The sequence below is a fragment of the Citricoccus sp. SGAir0253 genome (assembly GCF_005877055.1).
Lineage (GTDB): Bacteria > Actinomycetota > Actinomycetes > Actinomycetales > Micrococcaceae > Citricoccus.
Window position 1 is genome coordinate 2,881,238 of record NZ_CP039424.1, and the last position, 23,119, is coordinate 2,904,356.

Here is a 23,119-nt window from a genome sequence, read left to right on the forward strand (position 1 = left end):
CGCTCAGGCGGAGCCGATGCGGTAGGCCCGTCCCGGCGGGGTCCCGTTGACCTCCCAGTCGCCGATGTAGCGGGCGCGGTAGATCAGCGGGTTGTGGTTGGCCAGCACCCGGGCGTTGCGCCAGTGCCGGTCGAACCGCTTCGCCGAGCTCGTGGCGGAGGCCCCGCCCACCTCGAACCAGCGGGTGGCGGCCTCCAGCACGGTCTTCGCGATGACCTGCTGGGCCTGGTAGACGCGGATGTACAGGGCGTTGACGTCCTCCTCCGGGAGCGCCTCGCCGGCGGCCTCGCGCTCGAGGACGTCCCCGAGCGCGGCGACCACGGCGTCGAACGCGGCGCGGACGGCGAAGGCGGAGGCGGAGACCTCGCCGATGACCTGCAGCACCTGGGCGTCGTCCCGCGGCAGCTCGGTGACCCCGTGGCTGAAGGACCGGCGGCGGCCGCGCACGTAGGCGGCCGAGTCCCGCACCACGGCCTGGGCGATGCCCGTGAGCGAGGCCAGGTGCAGGAACTGCCACGAGGCCTGGCCGGTGGCCACGCGGGTGCCGTCGTCCAGGCCGCCGCGGTAGACCTCGGCCGGGTCCACGGGGGTGTCCTCGAACACCGTGGTGCCGGAGGCGGTCAGCTGCTGGCCGAAGCCGTCCCAGTCGTCCAGCAGGGTCACCCCGGGGGCGTCCACCGGCACCGTTGCGGCGATCTCCTCGCCGTGGGCGTCCACGGCGGCCACGATGATCCAGTCGGCGTACAGCGAGCCGGTGGAGTAGTACTTGGTGCCGTTGAGCCGCCACGTGCCCCCGGCGTCCTGCACGAGCCGGGTGGTGCCCTCCCCCACCGCGTTGTCGATCTCGGTCACCGCGTTCCCGACGACGGCGCCCTCGCCCAGGCGGCGCAGCCACCGGTCGCGGAACGCCGGGTCCGGGTGCCCCAGCACGTTCTCCTGGTTGATCAGGTGGGCGCGCAGCGCCTGGGTCAGGTTGGAGTCCGCGGCCGCGAGCTCGACGATGAGCCCGGCCGACTGCGCGAACGTGAGCCCGGAGCCGCCGTACTCCACCGGCACCCGCAGGGAGGTGAAGCCCGCCTCGGCGAGGCGACGGACGGCGTCGCGGTCGATGATGCGCCCGGCCTCGCGCTCGGCGGCGCTCTCCGCGATGGAGGCGAAGACCGGGGCGAGGCGCTCGCGCACCGCCGCCAGGCGGGCGGCCTGCGCGGCGGCGTCCTGGGCGGGGTCGGTGGCGGTGGCGGTGGTCCCGGCGGTCGGGGTGGTCGCCGCGGGGTCGTGGGTCAGGGTCATTGCTCTGGTCCTTCCGTGGTGGTCTGGGGTCGGGGTGCTCGAGGGCAGGCCCGTCCGGGCGGACGGGTCCCGGACCGGCTCAGGGGCCGGCGGGGGCGGAGTTCCGGGCGGTGGAGTGGAACGGCGGGACGGTCCCGTTGAGGCGGTAGTCGCCGACCGCCCGGGTGCGGTAGACCAGCGGGGTGTGGCTCGCGATGGTGCGCGCGTTCAGCCAGTGCCGGTGCAGCTGCCGCGCGGCGTCCGTGGCCGAGGCGCCGCCGCACTCGAAGACCTGGTTGGTGGCCTCCAGCACCAGCTCGGAGACCACGAGGCTGGCCTCGGACAGGGCCACGTTGGCGCGGGCGTGGGCCTCGAGGACCACCGGGTCCTCCAGGTCCCGGTGGCCGCGCACCTGCCGGAAGGACTCCTCGACCACGGCCGCGGCGGACGTCACGACGTGCCGGGCGGCGGAGACCTTCGCCGAGACCGCGCCGATGACCTGGTGCACCAGCGGGTCCTCGGCGGGGGTCTCGGCCAGGGCGTGGTCGTAGGTGCGGCGGCGCGCCCGCACGAAGTCGGTGATCGCGGCCAGCGCCGCCGCCCCGATCCCGGCCTGCGTGGCGGAGAGCACCACCCACAGCACCGGGTAGGCCAGCACGCCCGTGGGGACGTTGAACTCCTGGGTCCGGTGGGCCCGCACGGGCACCCGGTCGAAGGTGGTGGTGCCCGAGGCGGTGAGCCGCTGCCCGAAGCCGTTCCAGTCGTCGATCCGGCGCACCCCCTCGTGGCCGGCGTCCACGATCGCGAACACCGGCCCCTCGTCCTCCCGGCCGGGCCGCGTGGCGGTCACGAGCAGGTGGTCGGCGAACAGCGCCCCGGTGGAGTAGAACTTGTCCCCCGTGATCTCGGCGACCTCTGGGCTCCCGACGGCCGAGGCGGCCTGGGCGGTGTCCGGATCGGCATCGGTCCACAGCACGGGCCGGGAACCGGCGGCCGGGGGGAGCTCCACGAGCGCGTTGCCGAAGATCCGCCCGGCCGCCACCTCCGCCAGCCACCACTCGGAGACCGCGCCCTGGGACTCGTTCTGGTGCTGCTCGGTGAACATGAAGTGCCCGTGCAGGGCCTGCGGGAGGTTCGAGTCCGCGGCGGCCAGGTCCACCAGCAGGCCGGCGAGCTGAGGCAGGCTCGCCCCGATGCCCCCGTGCTCGCGGGCCAGGCGGACGCGGGTGAAGCCGGAGGCGCGCAGGGCCTCGATCGCGGCGAAGGCCAGCTCGTGGTCCAGTTCCCGCTGGGCCGCCCCGGCCGCGATGGCCGCGAAGACGGGGGCGAAGTGGGCGGTGAGCTGGGCGTCCGTCGGGGCGCCCCCCGCGGTGGCGGCCCACAGGTCCGCGAAGGTGGGCAGGTCTCCCGGCAGCGGGGGCCCGCCGGCCAGCGTCGCGCTACTGCCGTCCGGGCGGGGCGTTCCGGGGGCGGCGGTGCGCTCGGGTCGGGTCGTGTCGGTCATGGTCGCCTCTCGGTCCGGGCACCACGCGAACGGTCCGGGCGTCGGGACCGCGGGGTGCCGTACTTGCCCGCGCCGCCATGCGCGACCGGGCCGAATCCTCACCTGGAGCACCCCACTACGGCGAGAGGGTTGCCGTCCGGCCAGCCAGGGCTTGTCACCGGATCTCGTGATTCTGCTGCCACCCTAGGGGGCGGGGCCCGTGGCCCCAAGGGCCCGGGTCATGTTTCGCCGTCCACCGTCACGGAGGCCGGCGCCCGGGGCGCACGAGGCCCCGTGTGACGTCCGATGACGTCACACGGGGCCTCGTGACGAGGGGGTTCCCTCCGCCCGCTGGCGCGGCCGTCACCACCCGGCCGGCGGCCCGGGGGCCGTCGTCCCGCTCAGGACCTCGCCGGGGACGCCGGCTCCTCGTCCCGGAGGGAGCGCAGCATGGTCTTGCGGATCTTGCCGGTGGCCGTGCGCGGCAGCTCATCCACGAACGTCACGCGGTCCGGCACCTTGAACCCGGCGAGCGACTCCCGGCAGTGGGCGCGGAGCTCCTCGGCGGTCACCGGCGCCCCGGCCTCGGCCACCACGAAGGCCACGGGGCGCTCGCCCCACTTGTCGTCCTGGACCCCGACGACGGCCACGTCGGACACCCGCGGGTGGGCGTGCAGCACGGACTCGACCTCGATCGAGGAGATGTTCTCGCCCCCGGAGATGATGATGTCCTTGGCCCGGTCCATCAGCTGGACGTAACCGTCCGGGTGCATCACGCCGAGGTCGCCCGTGTGGTACCAGCCGCCGCGGAAGGCCTCGGCGGTGGCCTCGGGGTTCTTGAAGTACTCCCGCATGACACCGTTGCCCCGCAGGACCACCTCGCCCAGGGTGGTGCCGTCCGCGGGCAGCCGGTTCAGCTCGGCGTCCATGACGGCGACCTCGCCGGCGTGCACCATCGGCACGCCCTGGCGGGCCATCAGCCGGGCCCGCTCGGCGGCGGGCAGCCCCGCCCACGCCGGCTGCGGCTCGCAGATGGTGAACGGCCCGTACACCTCGGTGAGGCCATAGACGTGCACGGGGGTGATGTTGAGCGCCTCGAGCGCCTCGATGACCGACGGCGGCGGGGCGGCCCCCGCGGTGGTCATCCGCAGCTCCCGGTCCAGGGGGCGGGCACGCCCGGACTCGTGGATCATGGCGCACACGACCGGCGCCCCGCACAGGTGCGTGATGCCCTCGTGGTCGAACGCGTCCCAGATGGCGTCCTGGCGCACCGCGCGCAGGCACACGTGCGTGCCGCCCGCGGAGGTCACCGCCCACGGCGTGCACCAGCCGTTGCAGTGGAACATCGGCAGCGTCCACAGGTAGCGGGTGGTCCCGGTGTAGCCGTTGTGGAACACCGCCCCCTGGGCCGCCAGGTAGGCACCGCGGTGGGTGTAGACCGCGCCCTTGGGCGGGCCGGTGGTGCCCGAGGTGTAGTTGAGCGTGATCGGCGACTCCTCGTCCTCCACCCGCCACGGCAGGTCCGGCCCGGCGGGCCCCTGGGCGAGGAAGTCCTCGTAGGCGAGGGCGCCGGCGTCGGTCCCGCGGGGGTCCGCGTGGCCGGCCTGGTCGTCCACGATCTCCACGACCAGCGGCCGGTGCGGCAGGTCCTGCACGACCTCGCGGACCGTGGCCGCCACGTCGCCGTCCGCGAGCACCACCCGGGCCTCGGAGTGCTCCAGGATGTACTCCAGCTCGCGGGAGGTCAGGCGCGGGTTGAGGGGGCTCAGCACGCCCCCGGCCAGCGGCACGGCGAAGTGGGCCGCGAGCATGGCGGGGACGTTGGGCGCGATCACCGCGACCGTCTGGCCGGGCTCGATCCGCGCCCGGAGGGCCTTGGCCAGCCGCTGCACCTCGGCCGCGAACTCGCGGTAGGTGGAGCGCCGCTCGCCGTACACCACCGCCTCCCGGTCCGGGAACACGGCGGCCGTGCGCCCGAGGAAGGCCAGCGGCGTGAGGGGTTCGTGGGCGGCGGGGCGGTCTTCGGCCAGGGCGGTCATGCGGTCCTCCGGGAGACGGATCGGTGATCTCCGTCACTATCCACTGATACTGGGTATCATGTCAAGCAACTCCGTCTCACCCGCCATGACCCGAGGAGCAGGATGGACCCGGCCACCGCCCCCAGCACGCTCGCCGCCCTGCTGCGGCTCCTGGACGCCCGCGGCTGGGACCGCACCACGGTGGACGACCTGGCCCGGGAGGCCGGGATGAGCCGGGCGACCTTCTTCCGCACCTTCGGCAGCAAGGAGGACGTGGTCTTCGCCGACCACGCCGCCATGCTCGCCCGGCTCGGCGACTTCCTCGACCGGACCGGGCACGACACCGCCTCGGCGCTGCGCGAGGGACTGCTGCTGGTGTTCCGCTACCACCTCGACGACCCGGAACGCACCCTGGCCCGGCACCGGCTGCTGCGCCAGTCCCAGGCCCTGCGCAACCGGGAGCTGCTGACCTCGCACCACTACGAGGCGGTCTTCCGCCGCTGGCTCCGCGAGCGACTCGCGGGCACGGCCGCGTCCGGCGACGGCGAGGGGAACACCGAGGGGGACGGGAGCGGCGTCGGGCACGACGTCGCCCCCGTGGCGGCCGCCCTGGCGGGCGCGTGCGTGGCCTTGCACAACAGCCACCTGCGCCAGTGGCTCCGGGCGCCCGACGACCGCGTGCTGGAGGAGTTCTCAGCCCGGGCCAGGCGGCTGATCCACGTGGTGCTGGAGGGCTACGGGGCGTCGCCCGGCGCCGCCGCGACGGCCCGGCCGGTCGCCGTGGTGACCGTGGTGGACCCGCACGCGGACACCGAGGAGATCGTCGACGCCGTGCGGCGGGCCCTGGGCTGAGGCGCCCGGGCGACCGGCGGCCCGGTCAGGCGGCCGGGGCGGCGGCCCGCCCGTACTCCGGCTCGGCGCGCTTGACGACCGCGATGACCCCCATGGTCACCGGCGAGAGCACGATCTCCACGAGGGACTTGAAGACGAAGCCGACCACCACGTAGTTGACGAAGGTGGGCAGGTCGGTGATGCCGATGACCCCGGCGGCGATGGAGCAGAAGACGAGCGTGTCCAGGAACTCGCCCACGAGCGTGGAGGCGGCGATGCGGCCGAACAGCAGCCGCTCCCCCGCCCGCCGCTTGAGCCGGACCATGATCCAGGAGTTCGCCAGCTGGCCCACGAGGAAGCCGAGCAGGGAGGCGAGCACGATCAACGGCACGGGCGCCAGGGTCCGGACGAGCTCGTCCTGGCCGTCGTACCACTCGGCCCCCGGCAGCGCGATGATGATCCAGTAGCACAGGGCGGCGAACGCCGAGAGGCCGAAGGTGGTGACGATCGCCCGGCGGGACGCCCGGAAGCCGTAGACCTCCGAGACCACGTCCCCCACGATGTAGGCCAGCGGGAACAGGAAGAAGCCGCCGTCGGTGACGATCGGCCCGAACGTCACGCCCTTGGACGCACCGAGGTTGGACAGGATCAGCACCACGGCCATCACCGCCGTGAAGATCGCGTACAGGCCGGTGCCGGTGGGGGCGAAGCGGGCGACGCCGGCGCCCGCCCCTTCCGCCCGGGCGGCGGTCCCGGGGGCGGTCGCCCCGGGGGTGGCGGCGGCCGCGCCGGCCGGATCGGCCGGCCCGGCGCCGTGGGCGGCTCCGGTGCGGGTGGGGTCGGCGGGCTGGACAGGGGGGTTCTGGGGGTTCACGACGGTTCCTCGAAGGTGGTGGTTCGCCTGGCGGTGGCCGGCTGTATTAGCACTCACGCGGTCCCGGACGCGGCGGTCGGCGGTCTCCACGACCCCGCACTCACCTGCTGCCCCAGGTGGCGCCGGAACGGCGCTCCATTCTCCCACAGGTCCTCCTCCCCCCGCCCCGGAGGCCGCCCGGTCCCGGCGCCCGGGACGCCGCGCCACTGACACGGGCGCCGCCCCGGCGCAGAATGTCGCCATGGCCCAGTCGCTGACGACCCTGCTCGCGGACGCCCACGGGCTGCTGCGGTACGTGCCCACGCCGAAGCGGGTGCGCGCCCGGCTCCACGGCCACCCCGTGGCCGACTCGACGCGCGCGGTGCTGTTGTGGGAGCCGCGGCGCGTGGTCCCCTCCTACGCCGTGCCGCGCGAGGACGTCGCCGCCGCGCTCTCCGACGCGCCGGCCGCCGCGGCGTCGCCGGGTGGGACGGGACCCGCGGGCGGCCCCGGCGCGGACGGCGAACGCGCCGCCCTGGACCCCTCCGTCCCGTTCGCGGTGCACACCACCCCCGGCCGACCGCTGTCCGTGGAGGCCGGCGGGGCCGTCGTCGAGGGAGCGGCCTTCGCGCTCGGGGACCCGGACCTGGACGGCTACGTGGTGCTCGACTTCGCCCCCTTCGACTGGTTCGACGAGGACCAGCCGCTGCTCGGCCACCCCCGCGACCCGCTGCACCGGATCGACGTCTGCCCGTCCGGCCGGACGGTACGGATCGAGCACGAGGGCACCGTGCTGGCCGAGACGGACGAGGCCCGGTGGCTGTTCGAGGGCACGTTCCCGATGCCGCGCTACTACCTGCCGCGCCGCGCGCTGCGGGTCCCGCTCGTGCCCGGGACGCTGCGCACGACGTGCGCGTACAAGGGCCGGGCGAGCCACTGGACGGTCGAGGCACCCGGCCTGCGCCTGCCGGACATCGCCTGGAGCTACGAGGACCCCGCGCACGACGCCGAGCCGGTCCGCGGGCTGGTCAGCTTCTACACCGAGCGCCTCGACGTGTTCATCGACGGCGAGCCGGTCCGGCGTCCCCGGACCCCCTGGTCGCGTCCCGCCGGCCAGGCCTGAACCCCGCCTCCCCGGGGCCATGGCCAAGGAGCGGCCGACTGCCTATGCTTTGTTGACAATCTTGTTCGCAGTCTCGAGCCGCCAGGAGCCCACATGACCGAGCGCATCCGCGACATCGCCCACCTGTCCACGGTCGAGCTCTACACGCCCCGGTTCGAGGAGTCCCTCTGGTTCTTCCGGGACCTGCTGGCCATGCGGGAGGTCGGCCGCACCACCGAGGACGGCGCCGAGTCGGCGTACCTGCACTGCTGGGACGACTACGAGCCGTACTCCATCAAGCTCACGGCCAGGGAGCACGCCGGCGTGGGCCGGGTGGGCTGGCGGGCCAACAGCCCGGAGGCGCTGGAGCGCGTGGTCGGCCGGATCGAGGCGGCCGGGCTCGGCGAGGGCTGGGTGGACGGGGAGATGGGCCGGGGCCGCACCTTCCGGTACCGGGATCCCGACCAGCACCTCATGGAGGTGTACTACGAGACCGAGTGGTACCGGGCCACGGACGAGGACCGGCCCGCCCTGAAGAACCAGGCCTCGCGCTACCCGGGGTTCGGCGCCAACGCCCGGCGGCTGGACCACATCAACTACCTCACCGCGGACATGGCCGGGGTCTGCGACTTCACCGAGCAGGTGATGGGCGGGTTCACCACCGAGTACATCCAGCTGGACGACGGCGAGGTGGGCGGGCACTGGTTCACCTACGGCCAGAAGTCCTACGACGTGGTCTACTCGGACGACTGGACCGGGACGCCCGGCCGGCTGCACCACATCGCCTTCGCCTCGGACACCCGCGAGGACATCCTCAAGGCCGCGGACATCTTCCTGGAGAACGGCGTCTACATCGAGTACGGCCCGTACAAGCACGCCATCCAGCAGGGCTTCTTCCTGTACGTGTGGGAGCCGGGCGGCAACCGCATCGAGCTGGCCAACCAGGGCTCCCGGCTCATCCTGGCCCCGGACTGGAAGCCCATCGGCTGGACCCAGGCCGAGCGCGCCAAGGGCCAGGCCTGGGGCATGAAGACCATCTCCACCTTCCACACCCACGGCACCCCGGTGGTGGAGGGCGGGGACGACGTCGCCAACCCGCACGAGGCCGTGGCCAAGGCGCAGCGGACGGCCGAGCGGGCCGGCGCCGGGGAGCCGGTGGACGAGGGCCTGGACTCCTGAGCCCCCGCCGACCGGACCCGGCTCAGGACCCGATCTCGGCCCGCTGCCGGGCCTCGGTGGCGTGCTTGGCCTCGGCCGCGGCCAGCACCTCGGCCGCGCGCTCCCACGGGACCACCGCGACGCCGTCGTCGTCGCCCAGCACCAGGTCCCCCGGGTGCACCACCACGCCCCCGACGGCGGCGGCGACGCCGGCCTCGAAGGGCCCGTTGCGGTAGGGCCCCGCGGGGGTGGTGCCGCGGGCGAAGACGGGGAAGCCCATCCGCTGCAGGTCCACGGCGTCCCGCACGCAGGCGTCCAGGACGAAGCCACGGCAGCCGCGGGCCATCGCCCGCCCGGCGATCAGCTCGCCGACCAGGGCCCGGTGGGTGGCGCCCTGGCCGTTGACCACGAGCACGTCGCCCTCCGTGAGCGTGGGGATGACCTCGTGGATGCCCAGGTTGTCCCCGCCGGCCACGGTCACCGGCACGGCACGCCCGGCCAGCCGGGCGCCGACGGCGGGCCACACGGAGTGGATGGCGCCGTCCACGACGTGCAGCCGGTCCATCGCGTCGCCCACGTTGGCCACGGGCAGCGCGGCGAGGCGAGCGATGAGCTCCGCCTCCCCCGGCGCCTCCCCGCCGCCGGCCGGTCGCGGTCCGGGACCGGCCGGCGTCGGGCCCGGGTCCGACGGGGCGCTCACAGGGACCCCACGACGTTCGGGACCAGGCGCATGAACGCCTCGGCCTGGCGGATCTCCTTGGTGCCGGTGACCTTGCGGGCGTGGTTGCCGCGGTGCTCGGCGCGCTCGGCGTAGTAGGACTGCAGGTAGGCCTGCGCCTTCATCTCCGCCATGGCGGCCTTCTTCTGCTCGAAGACCTCGGTGATGTCCACGAACACGGAGGGCACGAAGCCGCACAGCTCCGGCTGGTGCGGCTCGAAGACGAGGAACTCGCTGGGCGGGGCGGTCCGGAACCCGGACTCGACGCCGGCCCCGGAGGTCATCAGCCGGGCCTTCTGGACCATCTGGTACGCCACCGGGTGGTCCGGGTTGAAGGGGTCCGTGTCCGGGTGCGTCAGCACCACGGTGGGGGCGAAGTCCCGCATGAGCCCGGCCAGGCGCTCGATGTCCGCGTGGTCGTTGACGAGCGGGTAGTCGCCGAGGTCGAAGGCCTCGAAGGTGGCGCCCAGGTGGGCCGAGGCCCGCTCGGCCTCGCCGTGGCGGATCCTCTTGACGTTCTCCTCCGTCTGGCCCTCCTGCTTCCACAGCTCGCCGGACTCGCCGCGCTCCCCGTAGGTGAGCGCGACGACCTTGGCCTCGCCGCCGGCCTTCACGAACTTCGCGACGGCGCCGGCCGCGCGCCAGACGAAGTCGGCGGAGTGGGCGCCGACGACGAGGAGCCGGCCCCTCGCGGGGGCGGGGGTCTCGGAGGTGGTGGTCATGGGAGGGTCCTTTCGCGGGCGGTGGAGTGAGGGTCCGGGCCGGGTCGGTGACCGGCCGGCGTGGGGGTCGGAGGGGCGGTCGGGATGAGGTCCCGGCGGCCTCAGCGCAGGTGCGCCGGGGCGTCGGGCAGCGGGTCGGCCCCGGCGAGGTGCCGGGAGTTGTGGACGGTCATGAGCCGGATCTCCGCCTCGGTGTAGTCCTGGTCCAGCATGAGGTCGGCGACGATCGCCAGCCCGTCCTCGACCGGCGGGTTGAACGGCTGGCCGAGGTCGGTGGAGACCACGGAGTTCTCCACGCCCGCGCCGCGGATGTTGCGGTGCCAGGTCTCCCACGGGACCTTCCCGGTCAGCGGGGTGGTCAGGCAGCGCTCGAGGAACACGCCCTGCGCGGCGAGGGACTGCTGGGCGTCCAGGCCCATCCGCTGGGAGGTGAACTCCGGGTGGGTGACGACGATGCGCCCGACGCCGGCCGCCCGGGCCGCCGGGACGAGGGTGGCGGACTCGTCCGGGTGCAGGTGACCCGTGGCCAGCACCATGGAGTGCTTGGCCATGACCTGGAGCACCTGGGCGGTCTGGGTGGTCGGCGCGCCGTCCGCGGTGAGGACCGGGACGGCCTCGGCCCGCATGCCGGCGTCCTCGATGTCCTGCTGCAGCTGGGCCCACATCGGCGGGGTGGCCCCCTCGGGCTCCTCGGCCAGGCAGGAGCGCTGGTTGGCCGAGTCCACCGTGGGGAACCAGACCACGCGCGCCCCGCCGCGGCCGGCGATCTCCACCGCGACGGGGTTCATCCCGCCCACCGAGGCGTTGAGCGTGATGGCCCCGAGGGCGTCCACCTCCGGGACGAGCGTGCGCACGTGCTCGGCGCGCTCCGCGGTGGGGACGTAGTGGGACTTGATGACGAAGCCGGCCAGCCCGAGGTCCCGGAAGCGGCGGGCCAGGTCCAGGTCGTCGATCCGGCGCCTCATGACGTCCGGGGCCACGTGCACGTGGAGGTCGTACGCGCCGCGGACCAGTTCGCGGGCCCGGGCCGAGGGGACGGGGTGCTGCGTCATGCCCCCAGCGTAGCCACGCCCGGAGGGGATTGCCAGCAATATTGTTGACAATAAGGGTGGGGTGGAACGCCCCAGGTGGTCGACCCCGGCCCGCTCCCGGGCTCGCGGCGCCGGGCAGGACCCCTTCCGCCGTGCGGAAGGCATCCCGTGCCCGCCGGCCGGCGTGGACACAATGGACCGATGCGGGCACCCATGCGGCCCCGCGCCCGTGGGTGCCCGCCGACCAATCGCCACGGCCACGCCCCGCGACCACAGGAGGAACCATGTCCACCCAGCCCCTGGAGGAACTCCGCCAGACCCTGGCCGCCGACGGATACGTCCTCGCGGTGACCCGGGTCGGCCCCCGCCTGGACGCACGCATCAGCGCCGAGGCCGGAGTGTGCGGCGACTGCCTGGTGCCCAAGCACCTCATGGCCACGATGATCGCCAACGCGACCGGCCGCACCCCGGAGGACATCGACGTCACCTATCCCTCCGAGATCGGCGACGACGGCCAGCTCGTCGAGGCCTAGCCCCCCGAGCGCCCGACCGGTCGCGCACCGGCAGGACGAGGACGAGGACGAGACGGCGGACAGCCGGTGGACCGAGGGTCCACCGGCTGTCCGCCGTGGGCTCCTGGCGCCCCGCCCTCAGGGACGGGCCGGGGAGCCCAGGGCCTCGACCTCACCGTCCCGCCTCCCGGCGGAACGCCGGCCCGCCCCGGCCGGGTGCCCGTTGGTCGGCAGCCCGTCGTCGTCGAGGGGGAAGTGGCAGGCGGCCTGCCCGCCCCCGGCACACGCCTCGAGCCGGGGCTCCACCTCGGCACAGACGTCCTGGGCGAAGGGACAACGCGTCCGGAACCGGCAGCCGGAGGGCGGGTCCAGGGGGCTGGGCACGTCGCCGCCCAGCACCACCGGCCGCTTGGCGACCCCGGTCTCCGGGTCTAGCCCGGGCACCGAGTCCAGCAGCGCCCGCGTGTAGGGATGGCGCGGCGTCTCGTAGAGCCGGTCCGACGGCGCGATCTCGGCCAACTGGCCGAGGTAGAGCACCGCCACGCGATCGCTGACCTGCTTCACGGTCGCCAGGTCATGGGCGATGAACAGGTAGGACAACCCCATCTCGACCCGGAGCCGTTCGAAGAGGTTGATGATCTGGGCCTGGATCAGCACGTCGAGGGAGGAGATCGCCTCGTCGCAGATGATGACGGACGGCTCCAGCGCGATCGCCCGCGCGATCGCCACGCGCTGCGCCTGGCCTCCCGAGAGGTCCATGGGCCGGCGGCGAAGGTAGGTGTCCGGATCCAGTCCCACCAGGTCCAGCAACTCCCGGACGCGCGCCCGCCGCTCGGACCGGTCCAGCCTCGAGTGCCCCCGCAGGGGCTCGGCCACCACGTCCTCGATCCGCCAGCGCGGGTTGAGGGAGCCGAACGGGTCCTGGTAGACCATCTGGAACTCCGACCAGACCCGGCGCAGCTCCTTGCGCCCCAGCTCCGTCAGGTCCCGGCCCCGGAACACGACGGAGCCGGACTTCGGGCGGTCGACCTGGATCACCGCGCGTGCCAGCGTGCTCTTGCCGGAGCCGGTCTCCCCCACGATCCCCAGCGTCTCCCCCGGCATCAGGTCGAAGGAGACCCCCGAGACGGCGTGGACCACCCCCTCCTTGACCCCACCCGGGCCGCGGCTCTCGAACTCCTGGACGATGTCCCTGACGGACAGCAGGCACCCGCCCTCCTGGTCCTCGCCGGTACCCCCGTGTCCGTGGGTCCCGTCCCGGGGTGCCGTCACCGGCGTAGCGTGGCTCATCGTCCGTCCTTCCCGGCCGCGACCTCGAGGGGGTCCGGCCTCGGTGTGTCCACCGGCATCCCGCCGGTGAGGGGTCCACCGCCTCCGCCGCCGCCCATCGGGTGCCAGCAGGCGTACCGGTGACCCGGCTCGTGTTCCGTGAGGGCGGGAGCCTCGAGGCATGCCTCGGTGGCCCGGGGGCACCGGGGCCGGAACGGGCAGCCCGCGACCGGCCGGCCGGGGTCCGGCGGGTGGCCACCGATCACGGCGAGCGGCGTGTGGGAGGGCAGGGCGACCTGCGGGATCGCGTCCAGCAGGGCCCTCGTGTACGGCATCCGCACGCGGGAGAAGAGTTCGGCGGTGTCCGCCTGCTCCACGATGCGGCCCGCGTACATGACGACCACCTCGTCCGCATAGCTCGCCGCCAGGCCCAGGTCGTGGCTGATCATGACCACGGCCGTGCCGAGGCGCCCCTGCAGGTCCACGAGGAGTTCCATGATCTGGGCCTGGGTGGTGACGTCGAGGGCCGTGGTGGCCTCGTCGGCGATGAGGACCTTCGGGTCCGAGGCCAGGGCGATGGCGATCATGACGCGTTGGCGCATGCCGCCGGAGAGCTGGTGCGGATACTGGTGGAAGCGCTTCTCCGGCGCCGGGAGGCGCACCATCCGCAGCAGCTCGACCGCCCGTTCCGCCGCCTCGCGGCGTCCCATCGGCTGGTGCGTCCGCACGGCCTCCACGATCTGCGCCCCCACGGACATGGTGGGGTTCAGCGACCGCGCCGGGTCCTGGAAGACCATGGAGACCTCCCGGCCGCGGATGCGGCGCAGCTGCTTCTCGCCCATGCCCACCAGCTCCGTGTCGCCGAGGCGGGCGGAGCCGCTGACGCGGGCGCTGGGGGGCAGCAGCCCCATCAGGGCCCGCACCGTCACGGACTTGCCGGAGCCGGACTCCCCGATGATCGCGAGCATCCGGCCCGGACGCACGTCGAAGGAGACGCCCTTGGCGGCCTGGACCTGCCGGCCGCCCCGGGTGAAGGTCACCTTGAGGTCCCGCACCTCCAGTGCCGGCCGGTCGGGACCCGGGACCTGCCGGTCCGGGGCGGCGGGGTTCGTCAGCACGGTTCTCATCGACCACTCATCTCGTCGCGGATGTTCTCCCCGAGCAGGTTGAAGGACAGGACCGTGGCCAGGAGGGCCAGGCTCGGCCACAGCACCAGCAGCGGGGTGGCGGACATGGACTGCTGTCCCTCGAAGATCATGTTCCCCCAGCTGGGGTTGGGGGCGGGGATGCCCAGGCCCAGGAAGCTCAGGGCCCCCTCGGTGACGATGACGATCCCCATGCCGAGCATGGCGAAGTTCAGCATCTGGGGGGTGATGTTCGGGGCGACGTGCAACAGCAGGGTGCGCCACGCGGGGCTGCCGCCGAGTTCCGCCGCCTGGAGATAGGGCATCGTCTTCACGCGCAGCGTGGCCGACCGGGACACCCTGGCCACGGCGGGGATGCTGAAGGCCGTCAGGGCCAGGACCGTATTGGGCAGGCTTGGCCCCAGGGCCTGGGCGATGGCGATGGTCAGCACGAGCGAGGGGAAGGCGATCACGACGTCCAGGACGCGCATGATCACGTTGTCCACCCACCCGCCCACGTAGCCCGAGACGGCTCCGATCCCCCCGCCGACCACGAGTCCGATGACGTTGACGGCCACGGCGACGATGAGCGAGGACTGGCCACCGTGGAGCAGCCGGGACAGCACGTCGTTGCCGTTGACGTCCGTCCCGAGCGGGTGTCCCGGCGAGCCGGGCGGCAGGGCGCTCTCGAGGATGTTGCCGCCCACCGGTGCCGGCAGGGGCAGCAGGACGGGACCGAGGAAGCAGGCCACCAGCAGGAGGCCCACGAAGGCGACGGGCAGGCCGAGCACCAGCCGCCGGCGGATCCGGGACCAGCGGGCGCCCAGGTCCTCGGGCGGGGACAGGACGGTGGCGACGACGGCCGGGGCTTCAGTGACTGCCATAGCGGATCCTCGGGTCTAGGACGGCGTACAGGAGGTCGACGACGAGGTTGGCCAGCACTGCCACGGCGGCGAAGACGAAGACGCACATCTGCACCACGGCCACGTCCCGGGACATGGCGCCCTCGAGCATCATCATCCCCATGCCCGGCATGGCGAAGATCTGCTCGATGATCACGGTGCCGCCCACGAGGGTGCCGATGTTCAGCCCCACGATCGTCAGCAGGCCGAAGGAGGAGTTCCGGAAGGCGTGGAGCCACAGCACCAGCCAGGGGCGGACGCCCTTGGCCCGGGCGGTGTCCACGTAGTCGGCCGCGTTCATCTGCTCCACGAGGTCTCCGCGCAGGAACCGCGTGTAGAACGCCGCCAGGGGCACGGCGAGCGCCAGCACCGGCAGGGTGACCGACCGCAGGTTCGGCAGCAGCCCCTCGGACAGGGGAACGAAGCCGATGGCCGGCAGCAGCCGCAGCATGATGCCGAAGACCAGGACCAGGAGCATGGCCAGCACGTAGTTCGGCACGGCCAGCATCGTCATGGAGACGACCATCGTGGCCCGGTCGAAGACCCCGCCCGGCCGCCGCGCGGCGAGCAGGGCCACCGGGATCGCGATGGCCAGGGACACGGCGAAGGCCAGGAGCACCAGTTCCATGGTCACCGGTGCGCGGTCCCCCAGCATCTCGGTCACCGACTGGCCGCTGACGGAGGACCGTCCGAGGTCTCCCCTGAAGATGCCCCCCAGCCAGCCGAGATAGCGCTCCACGGGCGGCCGGTCCAGGCCCAGCCGCCTCCGGACCGCCTCGACCTCCTCCTCCGAGGCGTCCATGCCCGCCTGGTTGCGGGCCGGGTCCCCGGGCATCATCTCCAGCAGGGCGAACACCAGGACGCTGATGGCCAGCAACAGCGGGATCGCCATCAGCAGCCGCCGCAGGGTCAGTCTCACCAGGGGCGAGCCCGAGACCCGGCCCGGACGGCGGTGCGCCGCGGGCCGGGTCTCGGTGCTCCGCGTGACGGTCTCAGTCACCTTCGACCCACACCTCGTCGTAGAGGACCGTGGAGTTCACGGTCAGGGCGGGGATGGGCGTGGTGAGCCCGGGACCGTGGACGCCCTTGCGGACCACCTGCGCCGGCGAGAACGCCATCCCGAACGGGCCGTACGCCTCGTCGGAGATCATCGTGGCGGCCTCCTGGTACAGCTGCTCCCGCTCCGCCGGGTCCACCGTGGCGGAGGCGTCCGTGAGCACCTCGTCCAGGTCGGTCTGCAGCCCCTCCTGCATCGCCTCCGTCGCCGTGGACGCCCCCTCCGGCAGCGGCGTGCCGCTGAACGGGGAGGTCGAGCCGAAGCGGACGGCGACGCCGATGCCCGCCGCCGGGTCCCAGGCGCCGGCGGTCTGGAGCATCGACTCCCACTCGCCGCTGGTGAACTTGGTGATGACGTCCCCCAGCGGCTGGGCCTCGATCTCCACCTCGATGCCGGCCTCGCGCCACTGGGTCTGCAGCGCGGTGGTCACGGAGCGGGCCGTGACGATGTCCGTGGTGCCGAGCTCGACCTTGAGCCCGCCGAGCTCCTCCACCAGCGCCTTGGCCTTCTCCACGTCGTGGGTGCGGTACCCCTCGACCTCCGGCTGGTGGAACAGTCCGCCGGAGGCGGTGAACGACTGGCTCATGTCCCCCTGGCCCTGGAACAGCCCCTGGTTGATGGCCTCGAAGTCCGTGGCGTAGTAGATCGCCTCACGGGCTCTCTTGTCGTCGAAGGGCTCCGCACGGGTGTTGAGCTGGATGACGTAGGGCGAGGTCGGGGCGCCCAGCGTGGTCGTCAGCTCCGCGTTGGACTGGGCCTGGGAGATCAGGGTGACCGCGCTGAGGCCCTCGATCGCGTCGCCCTGGCCCGCCTGGAGCGTCTGGTACGCCACCTGGTCGCCGTTGACGGACTGGAACGTCAGGTCGTCCAGGTACGGCAGCCCCTCCTTGAAGTACTCGGGGTTCTTCTCCAGCTCCAACCGCTCGCTGAGGTTGTTCGCCTCCACGGTGAAGGGGCCGGCGGCCACGGGCGTCCGGGCGAATTCCTCGGCGCCGAGCTCCTTGTAGGCCGTGGGCGAGCCGATGTAGTTCATGTTGGTGGCCGGCATCGCGTTGACGAAGGCACCGTTCGGGACCGCGAAGTGGATCTCGAGGGTCTTGTCGTCGACCGCCTGGATCGCCCCGAGCTGCTGCTCGATGGTCGTCTTGTCGACGTCCTCGGGCAGGGCCGCGTAGAGGTCGTCCAGGAAGTCCTGGTCGAGGTCCGGCATCTCCCGTTCCAGGTCGAGCTGGATGCGGGGCGCCCCCGTACTGCCCGAGCTCAGGTCGCGGATCCAGTTCCACAGGACGGCCCGGGCGTCCATGGGGGTGCCGTCGGAGAAGGTGACCCCCTCCTTGAGCGTGACGGTCAGGGTCTTGCCGTCCTCGGAGTATTCGTAGGACTCGGCCTGGTTGGGCCGGATCTCGGCGTTCTTGCCCTCCTCGTCCGCCACGAGGGTGAACAGGCCACCGAAGATGGCGGAGTTCTGGGCCAGGTTGGCCCCGACGGTGTTGCTCGTGGCGGGGTCGAGGCCGGTGTTCCACCCACCGGCGAAGCCGGCGTCCAGCAGGACCGTCAGGTCCCCGCCGGCCTGGGGCTCGGCACTGCTGCCGGCCCCGGCGGCACCGGCCGCCCCCGGGTCCCCGCCCGAGCAGGACGTGAGGGCCAGGCCCAGGCCGGCGGCGAGGGCTACGGTGCCCATCAGACGACGGGCTGCCCAGTGGTGACGCGAAGTGTGGTTCATGAGAGCTCCCCTGAGAGGTGGCGGGCCGTGCTGTGGTCTGGATCACCAGCGGCCATGCCCGGAAGTCTTCCGCAGGCGCCGGGGGCGTTCCATGCGCTTTCCGTCGGATGAAAGGGGCCCGTGGCGCCCCTCCGCGGGGGCCACCGTGCGGCCCCGACGGGTGACCGCGGGCCGTGGCGGCCCGGCCCGGGGACGAGGCCGGGCGCACGGGGACGGCCCCGGAGCCGTCCCCGGAGGGGCGGGTCCGGGGCCGTGGACGCGGCGTGCCCGGCCGGTCAGCGGCTCCGGGCCGCCGGCCCCGCCACGGCCGCCGCCGAGGCGTCCTCCCCGGTCCGGCCGAGCCAGCGCAGGGCGTTGCGGGAGCCGATGTCCTCCCACTGCCCGGCCGGCAGGTCCATCTCCCGCAGGGTCCGGGCGATGGGTTCCTCCCGGGGCATCGCGGGGAAGTCGGAGCCGACCAGCAGGCGGTCGGCGCCCAGCAGGTCGATCAGGTACCGGATCGTCCGGTGGTCGAAGACCATCGAGTCGTAGTAGAACCGCCGCGCGATCTCCAGCGGGGACGGACCGTCGTCGGGCATCACGGCGCGCGCGGGGTCCACCGGGCCCTCGTTCCAGGCACCACCCCAGAAGTACTGGGCCCGGGGCAGCATCATGGCGAAGCCGCCGGCGGCATGGCTGAAGGAGATGCGCAGGTCCGGGCAGGCGGCGGCCGTGCCGCCGAGGGCCATGGAGCCGGCGGCGAACATGCCCTCCACCCCGACCACGTAGGTCCCCATGGCGGACATCGGCAGCCGGGACGTGGGCGAGGGCATGGCGTGGACGAAGACGGACAGCCCCAACCGCTCGGCCTCGCGGAAGAACTCCAGGAACCGCTCGTGCCCGATCGAGTCCCCGAGGACGTTCGAGGCGATCTCGACCCCGGCCAGGCCGGCATCCCGGATGGCGGACAGTTCGGCCGTCGCCGCGTCGGGATCCTGCAGCGGCACCATGCCGAGGCCGGCCAGGCGGTCCGGGGCGTGCGCGCACGACTGCGCGGTGAAGTCGTTGACGTGCTGGGCCAGGGCGAGGCCGTCCGCCGCGGGCAGGTCGTACCTCAGCAGCGGGGGCATGGGGCTGACGACCTCCATGTCCACCCCCGAGGCGTCCTGCTCCTCGAGCCGCCGCTCGGCGGCGAAGAAGGCGTCCCGGGCCCGGAAGCGCATCTGCCCGAAGACGAGGGTGCGGTCGGTGGACCCGTCCACCGGCTCCATCGACGGGAAGCATGCCGGGGCGCCCTCCGGGTAGTCGGCGGGCAGGACGTGTGCGTGGGCGTCGATGATCATGGGTGGGGTGCCTTCCAGGGGGTCGGGACAACGGCTCGTCACGGGGTGCGTCCGAGATGGGGCTGGACGGTGACGTGGATGGCGCTCGTGTCCTCGCGCTCGCCGGCCAGGGTCTCGATCGCCTCGGCGACCTGGTCCAGCCCGAAGGTGTGGGTGTGCAACCGTTCGAGCGGGAACCGCCCCGACTCCAGCAGGGCGATCGCCTTCTCGTTGGCGGCCGCGTCCACCCCGAAGGCGCCCCGGACGGTGAGGCCGCGGTTGATGACCAGGTCGGTGTCCAGCGGGATCTCACGCCCGCCCTTCAGCCCGGCCAGCACCACCCGGCCGCCGTGACGGACGACGTTGAGGGCGTCCGTCACCGGCCCGGCCGCCATCGGGGTCAGGTCGAGCGAGACGTCCGCCATGCGCCCCCCGGTGATCTCGGTGACCGCCTCGACGATGTCCCGGCCCTCCGGCCCGTCCACCACGATGGCGTGGTCGGCGCCGAGCTCCTCCGCGACGGCCAGCTTGTGCCGGTCCGACTCCAGCCCGGTGATGATGACCGTCCGGGCGCCGGCCGCCTTGGCGGCCATCACGGCGGCGAGGCCGCGCTGGCCCGCGCCGAGGACCACCAGGGTGTCCCCCAGCCCCACCTCCCCGAGGTCCACCGCCCAGCGGACGCCCGCCCCCAGGGGGTTGTACATGGCGGCGATGTCGATCGGCAGGCGCCTGTCGACCTTGTGCATGACCGCGTTGGGGGCCAGGTACAGGTATTCGGCGAACCCCCCGTGGAGGGACGGCTCCACGTCCACCGGCGTCACGCCGTGCCCACCCTGCCTGTTCCGGCAGGCCTGGTACCGGCCCACGAGGCAGTCGGCGCACGAGCGGCAGGGAATGATCACCTCGAGTGCCACCCGGTCACCCACCTGCACGCCCCACCGCTCGGCGGCCCGCTCGCCCAGTTCCTCGATGATGCCCAGGGGCTCGTGGCCGGGGATGAAGGGGGCGGCCGAGCGGCCGTGGAGGTGTCCGCGGTAGATCTCCACGTCCGAGCCGCAGATGCCGTTGGCCTCCACCCGGAGCAGCCCGTCGTCGGGACCGGTCACGGGCCGCGGGAACTCCCGGACCTCCAGGGTGCGGGGACCCGTCTGCACGACGGCGCGGATCGTCCGGGACCGCCCGGACGGCCTCGCGCCGCGGGGCTCCCCGGAGGCGTCACGCTCGCGTGGGCCGTCGGGGACGACGGGGACGGCGGTGACGTCCGAGACGTCGGGGACACTGTCGGTCATGCGCTCTGGCATGTCGGTCACCTCTCTGTTGGCTGGCGCGCGGCCGTCGACGGACACGCGCGGCCGGACGTCCGCGAGGCGGTCCCGTCCGGTGGGTGGATGCGGAGCCGGGCCCGGTGCCCGCCTCCGGGAACAGGGCGGGCCCCCGTCCACGGGGCCCGGTGCTCAGCGGGCCACGCTGGTGACCGGCGGCCCGGCGGGCCCCCGGCCGAAGGGGCCACCGTCCACGGCGAGCGTCTGGCCGGTGATCCACCGGGCCTCGTCACTGAGCAGGAATGCGGCCGCGTGGGCGATGTCCCAGGCGCTGCCCTCCGTCTTCAGCGTGGTGGCCTCCCGGCGCTGCGCCCGGAAGGACTCGTCCATGTTCGCCGCCGCGAAGGAGCCCCAGATGGCGCCCACCTCGATGGTGTTGACGCGGATGCCCTGCGGACCGAGCGTGGTGGCGGCGCCCTCGCCGAGGTTCTCCAGCCCGGCCTTGGCCACGCAGTAGGGCATCCCCGGACCGCGGGCGCGCACCCCCACGGAGGAGATGTTGAGGATGGCGCTGCCGCGGGGCATCCGGGGCACCGCATGGCGCGTCACGTACCAGGCCGACTTGAGGTTGATGTCCAGCAGCTCCTCGAACCGCTCGGGCGTGATGTCGAAGATTCCGGCCCGGTCACCGCTCGCGACGTTGTTGACCAGCGTGTCCAGGCCCCCCATCAGGTCCACCGCCTCGGCGATGGCCCGCTCGCACTCCGCGTCCCGGGTGACGTCCGCCGTGAGCGGGTGTGCCACACCGCCACCTGCCGCGATCCGGTCCACCGTGCGCCGGGCGGCCTCGGGGCTGCGGTCCAGGACCACCACGGAGGCACCCCGCGCCGCCAGGAGCCGGGCGATCCCGTACCCGACGCCGGGCAGGTCCCCGTTCTGGCCGGCGCCGGTCACGAGTGCCCGGCGGCCGGCCATCCGGGCCGTCCCCTGGCCGGCCAGGGGGTCCTCGAGCGGTGTCTCCGTGAGCCGGTCGTCGAGATCGATGCTGTCCATCTACCGTCCCTCTGCTGTCAGCGCCGCGGCGGCCCCGGGACGCGGCCGCGCCCCGTCCTCCGCCGCGGCGACGGTGGTGGTGGAGCCGGCGGCGCGGACGGCGACGGGCCGGCCGGACCAGTCGGCGAAGTAGCGCACGACCATGGAGATCCCCGCGTTGCGGGACCCGGCCACCGCGATGATCATCGAGGCCGGGTCCGCGATGGTGCGCTGGAACTCGTCCGGGTCCGCGGGCTCTCCGGGGAAGCGCACGCCGTTCTCGTTGGACCGGTCCTTGCCCACCGCCGCGAGCTGGCCGGTGGTGCGGCCGGAGTGCTCGGCGAGCCAGGCCGCGACGTCCGCCCGGGAGAACCCTGCCTGCGCCAGCAGGTTCGCGTGCTCGGGGCACAGCACCAGCCCGGCCGCCGCGTGCCGGAAGATCCATGGGCCGGAACGGCCGATGGTGTCGGCGAAGTCGGCGAGCAACTGCTCCGGGGCCGCGGTGTGCCGGTTGTCCACGAACTCGCTCGTGCGCAGCAGCGTGGAGGTCACCGCGTCCCCGGGCACGCCCAGGTCCTCGGCGAGCGGGGCCCACGGGCTCTCCTCCTCGTTCTCCGCCAGGCAGATGGACCACCGTCCCGGGATGCCCTGGGTGGCCTGCTCGAGTTCGTGCGGACGGATGCCGTAGGCGTTGCGCACGGTCAGCCCGATCGCCCGGGCCACGGTGGCGTTGGGCCTGAACCCGGGGCCGAACACGCCGCCGGTGCCGTTGAAGCCCAGCTCCCGGCGGACCGGTCCGTTGACGATGATGAGCGGTGCCGGTCCACTGGTGGACTGCCACCCCCCGCCCCCCGTGGTCCGTTCGCGGGCCAGTGCCTCCCACGCGGCCAGGACCACCGGGAAGTACTCGGGCAGGCATCCGGCCATCGCCGCGTTGATGGCCAGCAGTTCCACCGTGACGGTGCGGTCCACCTGCCTCAGGTGGCTGAGGACCTCGTCCGCCGGGCGGCCCGCGGCCGCCAGGAACCGGTCCACCAGCTCCCGGGTGGCGGGCACCGCCGGCAGCCCGTCCGTCCACCCCTGGGCGTAGGCGTACTCGATGGCGTCCTGGGCCGCGGCCGGGTCCAGCCGGCCGGCCGTCGGGGCGGTCATGCCCCCTCCCCCGTGGCCCGTCCCGGGGCGGTCAGCGTGGACAGGATCTCGGGCACCAGCCGCCGGGCCCGTTCCCGGACCTGGTCCTCCGACAGCACGGCCATGGGGTGCTCCGTCCGGATCCACGCGTAGTCGGGCGCGCCCTGCACCCCGGCCATCGTGCGGCCGGTGATGTCGAAGGCGTCGGTGAGGACGGCCGCGGCCGGTAGTCCGGCACGCTCGAAGGCGATCCCGTCCGCCACCGCGGCCGCGCTGCAGGATCCGCAGTCGCCCACCCCGGTGACCACCACGTCGCAGGCGGTCCGGTACCGGGAGATGATCTCCTCGTCCACGGGGACCGAGAAGTTCGCCTTGGTCTCCACGATGCCCACGGAGTCGGCCCCGTGTTCCTCGACCAGCAGCTCGCCCACGGCCTGCAGGAACAGCATCGCGTTGTGCTTGGTGTTGTCCAGCAGGCCGATGCGGGCCCCGGCCAGCGAGTCCGGCCGGGGTGCCAGCCGCACGGCCGGCCGGCCCTCGGATGCCGTGCCGTCCGGCGCGGGGCCACCGGTCGCGGGCGCCCGGCCCGTGGGGTCCAGGATGGTGTCGGTCATGACCGCT

21 protein-coding genes and 1 riboswitch are annotated in these 23,119 nt (G+C 73.6%); of the genes, 4 read left to right on the forward strand and 17 right to left on the reverse strand.

The features are described 5' to 3' along the window. Positions 1-3: 3 nt before the first annotated feature. The 3 genes from E7744_RS12580 to E7744_RS12590 all read right to left on the reverse strand — a co-directional run bounded on the left by E7744_RS12580 (position 4) and on the right by E7744_RS12590 (position 4,791). Positions 4-1,290 carry an acyl-CoA dehydrogenase family protein gene (locus tag E7744_RS12580; protein ID WP_137774401.1) on the reverse strand — a complete coding sequence of 429 codons (1,287 nt, stop codon included), beginning with the start codon at positions 1,288-1,290 and terminating at the stop codon, positions 4-6. Positions 1,291-1,369: 79 nt separating this feature from the next. Beyond that, positions 1,370-2,773: an acyl-CoA dehydrogenase gene (locus tag E7744_RS12585; RefSeq protein ID WP_137774402.1), complete on the reverse strand. Its 1,404-nt coding sequence runs from the start codon at positions 2,771-2,773 to the stop codon at positions 1,370-1,372. A gap of 54 nt (positions 2,774-2,827) precedes the next feature. Further along, a riboswitch (SAM riboswitch) is annotated at positions 2,828-2,945 on the reverse strand. A gap of 208 nt (positions 2,946-3,153) precedes the next feature. After that, positions 3,154-4,791, reverse strand: coding sequence for a long-chain-fatty-acid--CoA ligase (locus tag E7744_RS12590; RefSeq protein ID WP_137774403.1), 1,638 nt, complete (start codon positions 4,789-4,791; stop codon positions 3,154-3,156). A gap of 102 nt (positions 4,792-4,893) precedes the next feature. Here E7744_RS12590 and E7744_RS12595 point away from each other — a divergent pair, with 102 nt between their 5' ends. Then, positions 4,894-5,622 carry a TetR/AcrR family transcriptional regulator gene (locus tag E7744_RS12595; RefSeq protein ID WP_137774404.1) on the forward strand — a complete coding sequence of 243 codons (729 nt, stop codon included), beginning with the start codon at positions 4,894-4,896 and terminating at the stop codon, positions 5,620-5,622. A gap of 25 nt (positions 5,623-5,647) precedes the next feature. On the opposite strand, the gene E7744_RS12600 is transcribed toward E7744_RS12595, so the two are convergent. Next, the gene (locus E7744_RS12600; RefSeq protein WP_246858449.1) at positions 5,648-6,475 is read right to left on the reverse strand and encodes a queuosine precursor transporter; all 828 of its coding nucleotides are present in this window, start codon (positions 6,473-6,475) and stop codon (positions 5,648-5,650) included. Positions 6,476-6,716: 241 nt separating this feature from the next. Between E7744_RS12600 and E7744_RS12605 the strand changes: the two genes are divergently transcribed. Continuing rightward, entirely contained in the window at positions 6,717-7,577 is an 861-nt protein-coding gene (locus tag E7744_RS12605; RefSeq protein WP_137774406.1) for a DUF427 domain-containing protein, read from the forward strand. A gap of 93 nt (positions 7,578-7,670) precedes the next feature. Then, entirely contained in the window at positions 7,671-8,735 is a 1,065-nt protein-coding gene (locus E7744_RS12610) for a VOC family protein (protein WP_137774407.1), read from the forward strand. A 22-nt stretch (positions 8,736-8,757) separates the two neighbouring features. On the opposite strand, the gene E7744_RS12615 is transcribed toward E7744_RS12610, so the two are convergent. From E7744_RS12615 to E7744_RS12625, 3 genes are all read right to left on the reverse strand, one after another. Further along, positions 8,758-9,414 (reverse strand): methyltransferase, encoded by a 657-nt coding sequence (locus E7744_RS12615; RefSeq protein WP_371415348.1) that lies wholly within the window; start codon positions 9,412-9,414, stop codon positions 8,758-8,760. Further along, positions 9,411-10,154 carry a PIG-L deacetylase family protein gene (locus tag E7744_RS12620; protein ID WP_137774408.1) on the reverse strand — a complete coding sequence of 248 codons (744 nt, stop codon included), beginning with the start codon at positions 10,152-10,154 and terminating at the stop codon, positions 9,411-9,413. The genes E7744_RS12615 and E7744_RS12620 overlap by 4 nt, the downstream gene beginning before the upstream one ends. A 101-nt stretch (positions 10,155-10,255) precedes the next feature. Then, a complete protein-coding gene (locus tag E7744_RS12625; RefSeq protein WP_137774409.1) occupies positions 10,256-11,206 on the reverse strand; it encodes a DUF6282 family protein in 951 nt (316 codons plus the stop codon). 263 nt (positions 11,207-11,469) lie between these two features. On the opposite strand from E7744_RS12625, the gene E7744_RS12630 reads away from it, so the two are divergent. Beyond that, on the forward strand, positions 11,470-11,718 hold the full coding sequence (locus E7744_RS12630; RefSeq protein ID WP_137774410.1) for a hypothetical protein: 249 nt from the start codon (positions 11,470-11,472) through the stop codon (positions 11,716-11,718). Between the two features lie 117 nt (positions 11,719-11,835). Here E7744_RS12630 and E7744_RS12635 read toward each other — a convergent pair whose 3' ends face one another. The 10 genes from E7744_RS12635 to E7744_RS12680 form a co-directional block, all read right to left on the reverse strand. Next, entirely contained in the window at positions 11,836-12,987 is a 1,152-nt protein-coding gene (locus E7744_RS12635; protein WP_137774411.1) for an ABC transporter ATP-binding protein, read from the reverse strand. Beyond that, complete coding sequence (locus E7744_RS12640) at positions 12,984-14,093, reverse strand: ABC transporter ATP-binding protein (protein WP_137774412.1); 1,110 nt, start codon at positions 14,091-14,093, stop codon at positions 12,984-12,986. Before E7744_RS12640 ends, E7744_RS12635 begins: the two co-directional genes overlap by 4 nt. Beyond that, positions 14,090-14,974, reverse strand: a complete 885-nt coding sequence (locus E7744_RS12645; RefSeq protein ID WP_137774413.1) for an ABC transporter permease — start codon at positions 14,972-14,974, stop codon at positions 14,090-14,092. Before E7744_RS12645 ends, E7744_RS12640 begins: the two co-directional genes overlap by 4 nt. Further along, complete coding sequence (locus tag E7744_RS12650) at positions 14,961-15,992, reverse strand: ABC transporter permease (protein ID WP_210417114.1); 1,032 nt, start codon at positions 15,990-15,992, stop codon at positions 14,961-14,963. Before E7744_RS12650 ends, E7744_RS12645 begins: the two co-directional genes overlap by 14 nt. Then, positions 15,985-17,730, reverse strand: coding sequence for an ABC transporter substrate-binding protein (locus E7744_RS12655; protein ID WP_137774414.1), 1,746 nt, complete (start codon positions 17,728-17,730; stop codon positions 15,985-15,987). Before E7744_RS12655 ends, E7744_RS12650 begins: the two co-directional genes overlap by 8 nt. Before the next feature lie 317 nt (positions 17,731-18,047). Continuing rightward, positions 18,048-19,094, reverse strand: coding sequence for an amidohydrolase family protein (locus E7744_RS12660; RefSeq protein WP_137774415.1), 1,047 nt, complete (start codon positions 19,092-19,094; stop codon positions 18,048-18,050). Between the two features lie 38 nt (positions 19,095-19,132). Further along, entirely contained in the window at positions 19,133-20,362 is a 1,230-nt protein-coding gene (locus tag E7744_RS12665) for a zinc-binding dehydrogenase (RefSeq protein WP_137774416.1), read from the reverse strand. Between the two features lie 165 nt (positions 20,363-20,527). Beyond that, positions 20,528-21,388: an SDR family NAD(P)-dependent oxidoreductase gene (locus tag E7744_RS12670; RefSeq protein ID WP_210417115.1), complete on the reverse strand. Its 861-nt coding sequence runs from the start codon at positions 21,386-21,388 to the stop codon at positions 20,528-20,530. Continuing rightward, the gene (locus E7744_RS12675; RefSeq protein ID WP_210417116.1) at positions 21,389-22,519 is read right to left on the reverse strand and encodes a hypothetical protein; all 1,131 of its coding nucleotides are present in this window, start codon (positions 22,517-22,519) and stop codon (positions 21,389-21,391) included. After that, complete coding sequence (locus E7744_RS12680; RefSeq protein ID WP_137774417.1) at positions 22,516-23,112, reverse strand: UGSC family (seleno)protein; 597 nt, start codon at positions 23,110-23,112, stop codon at positions 22,516-22,518. The genes E7744_RS12675 and E7744_RS12680 overlap by 4 nt, the downstream gene beginning before the upstream one ends. Positions 23,113-23,119 lie beyond the last annotated feature (7 nt).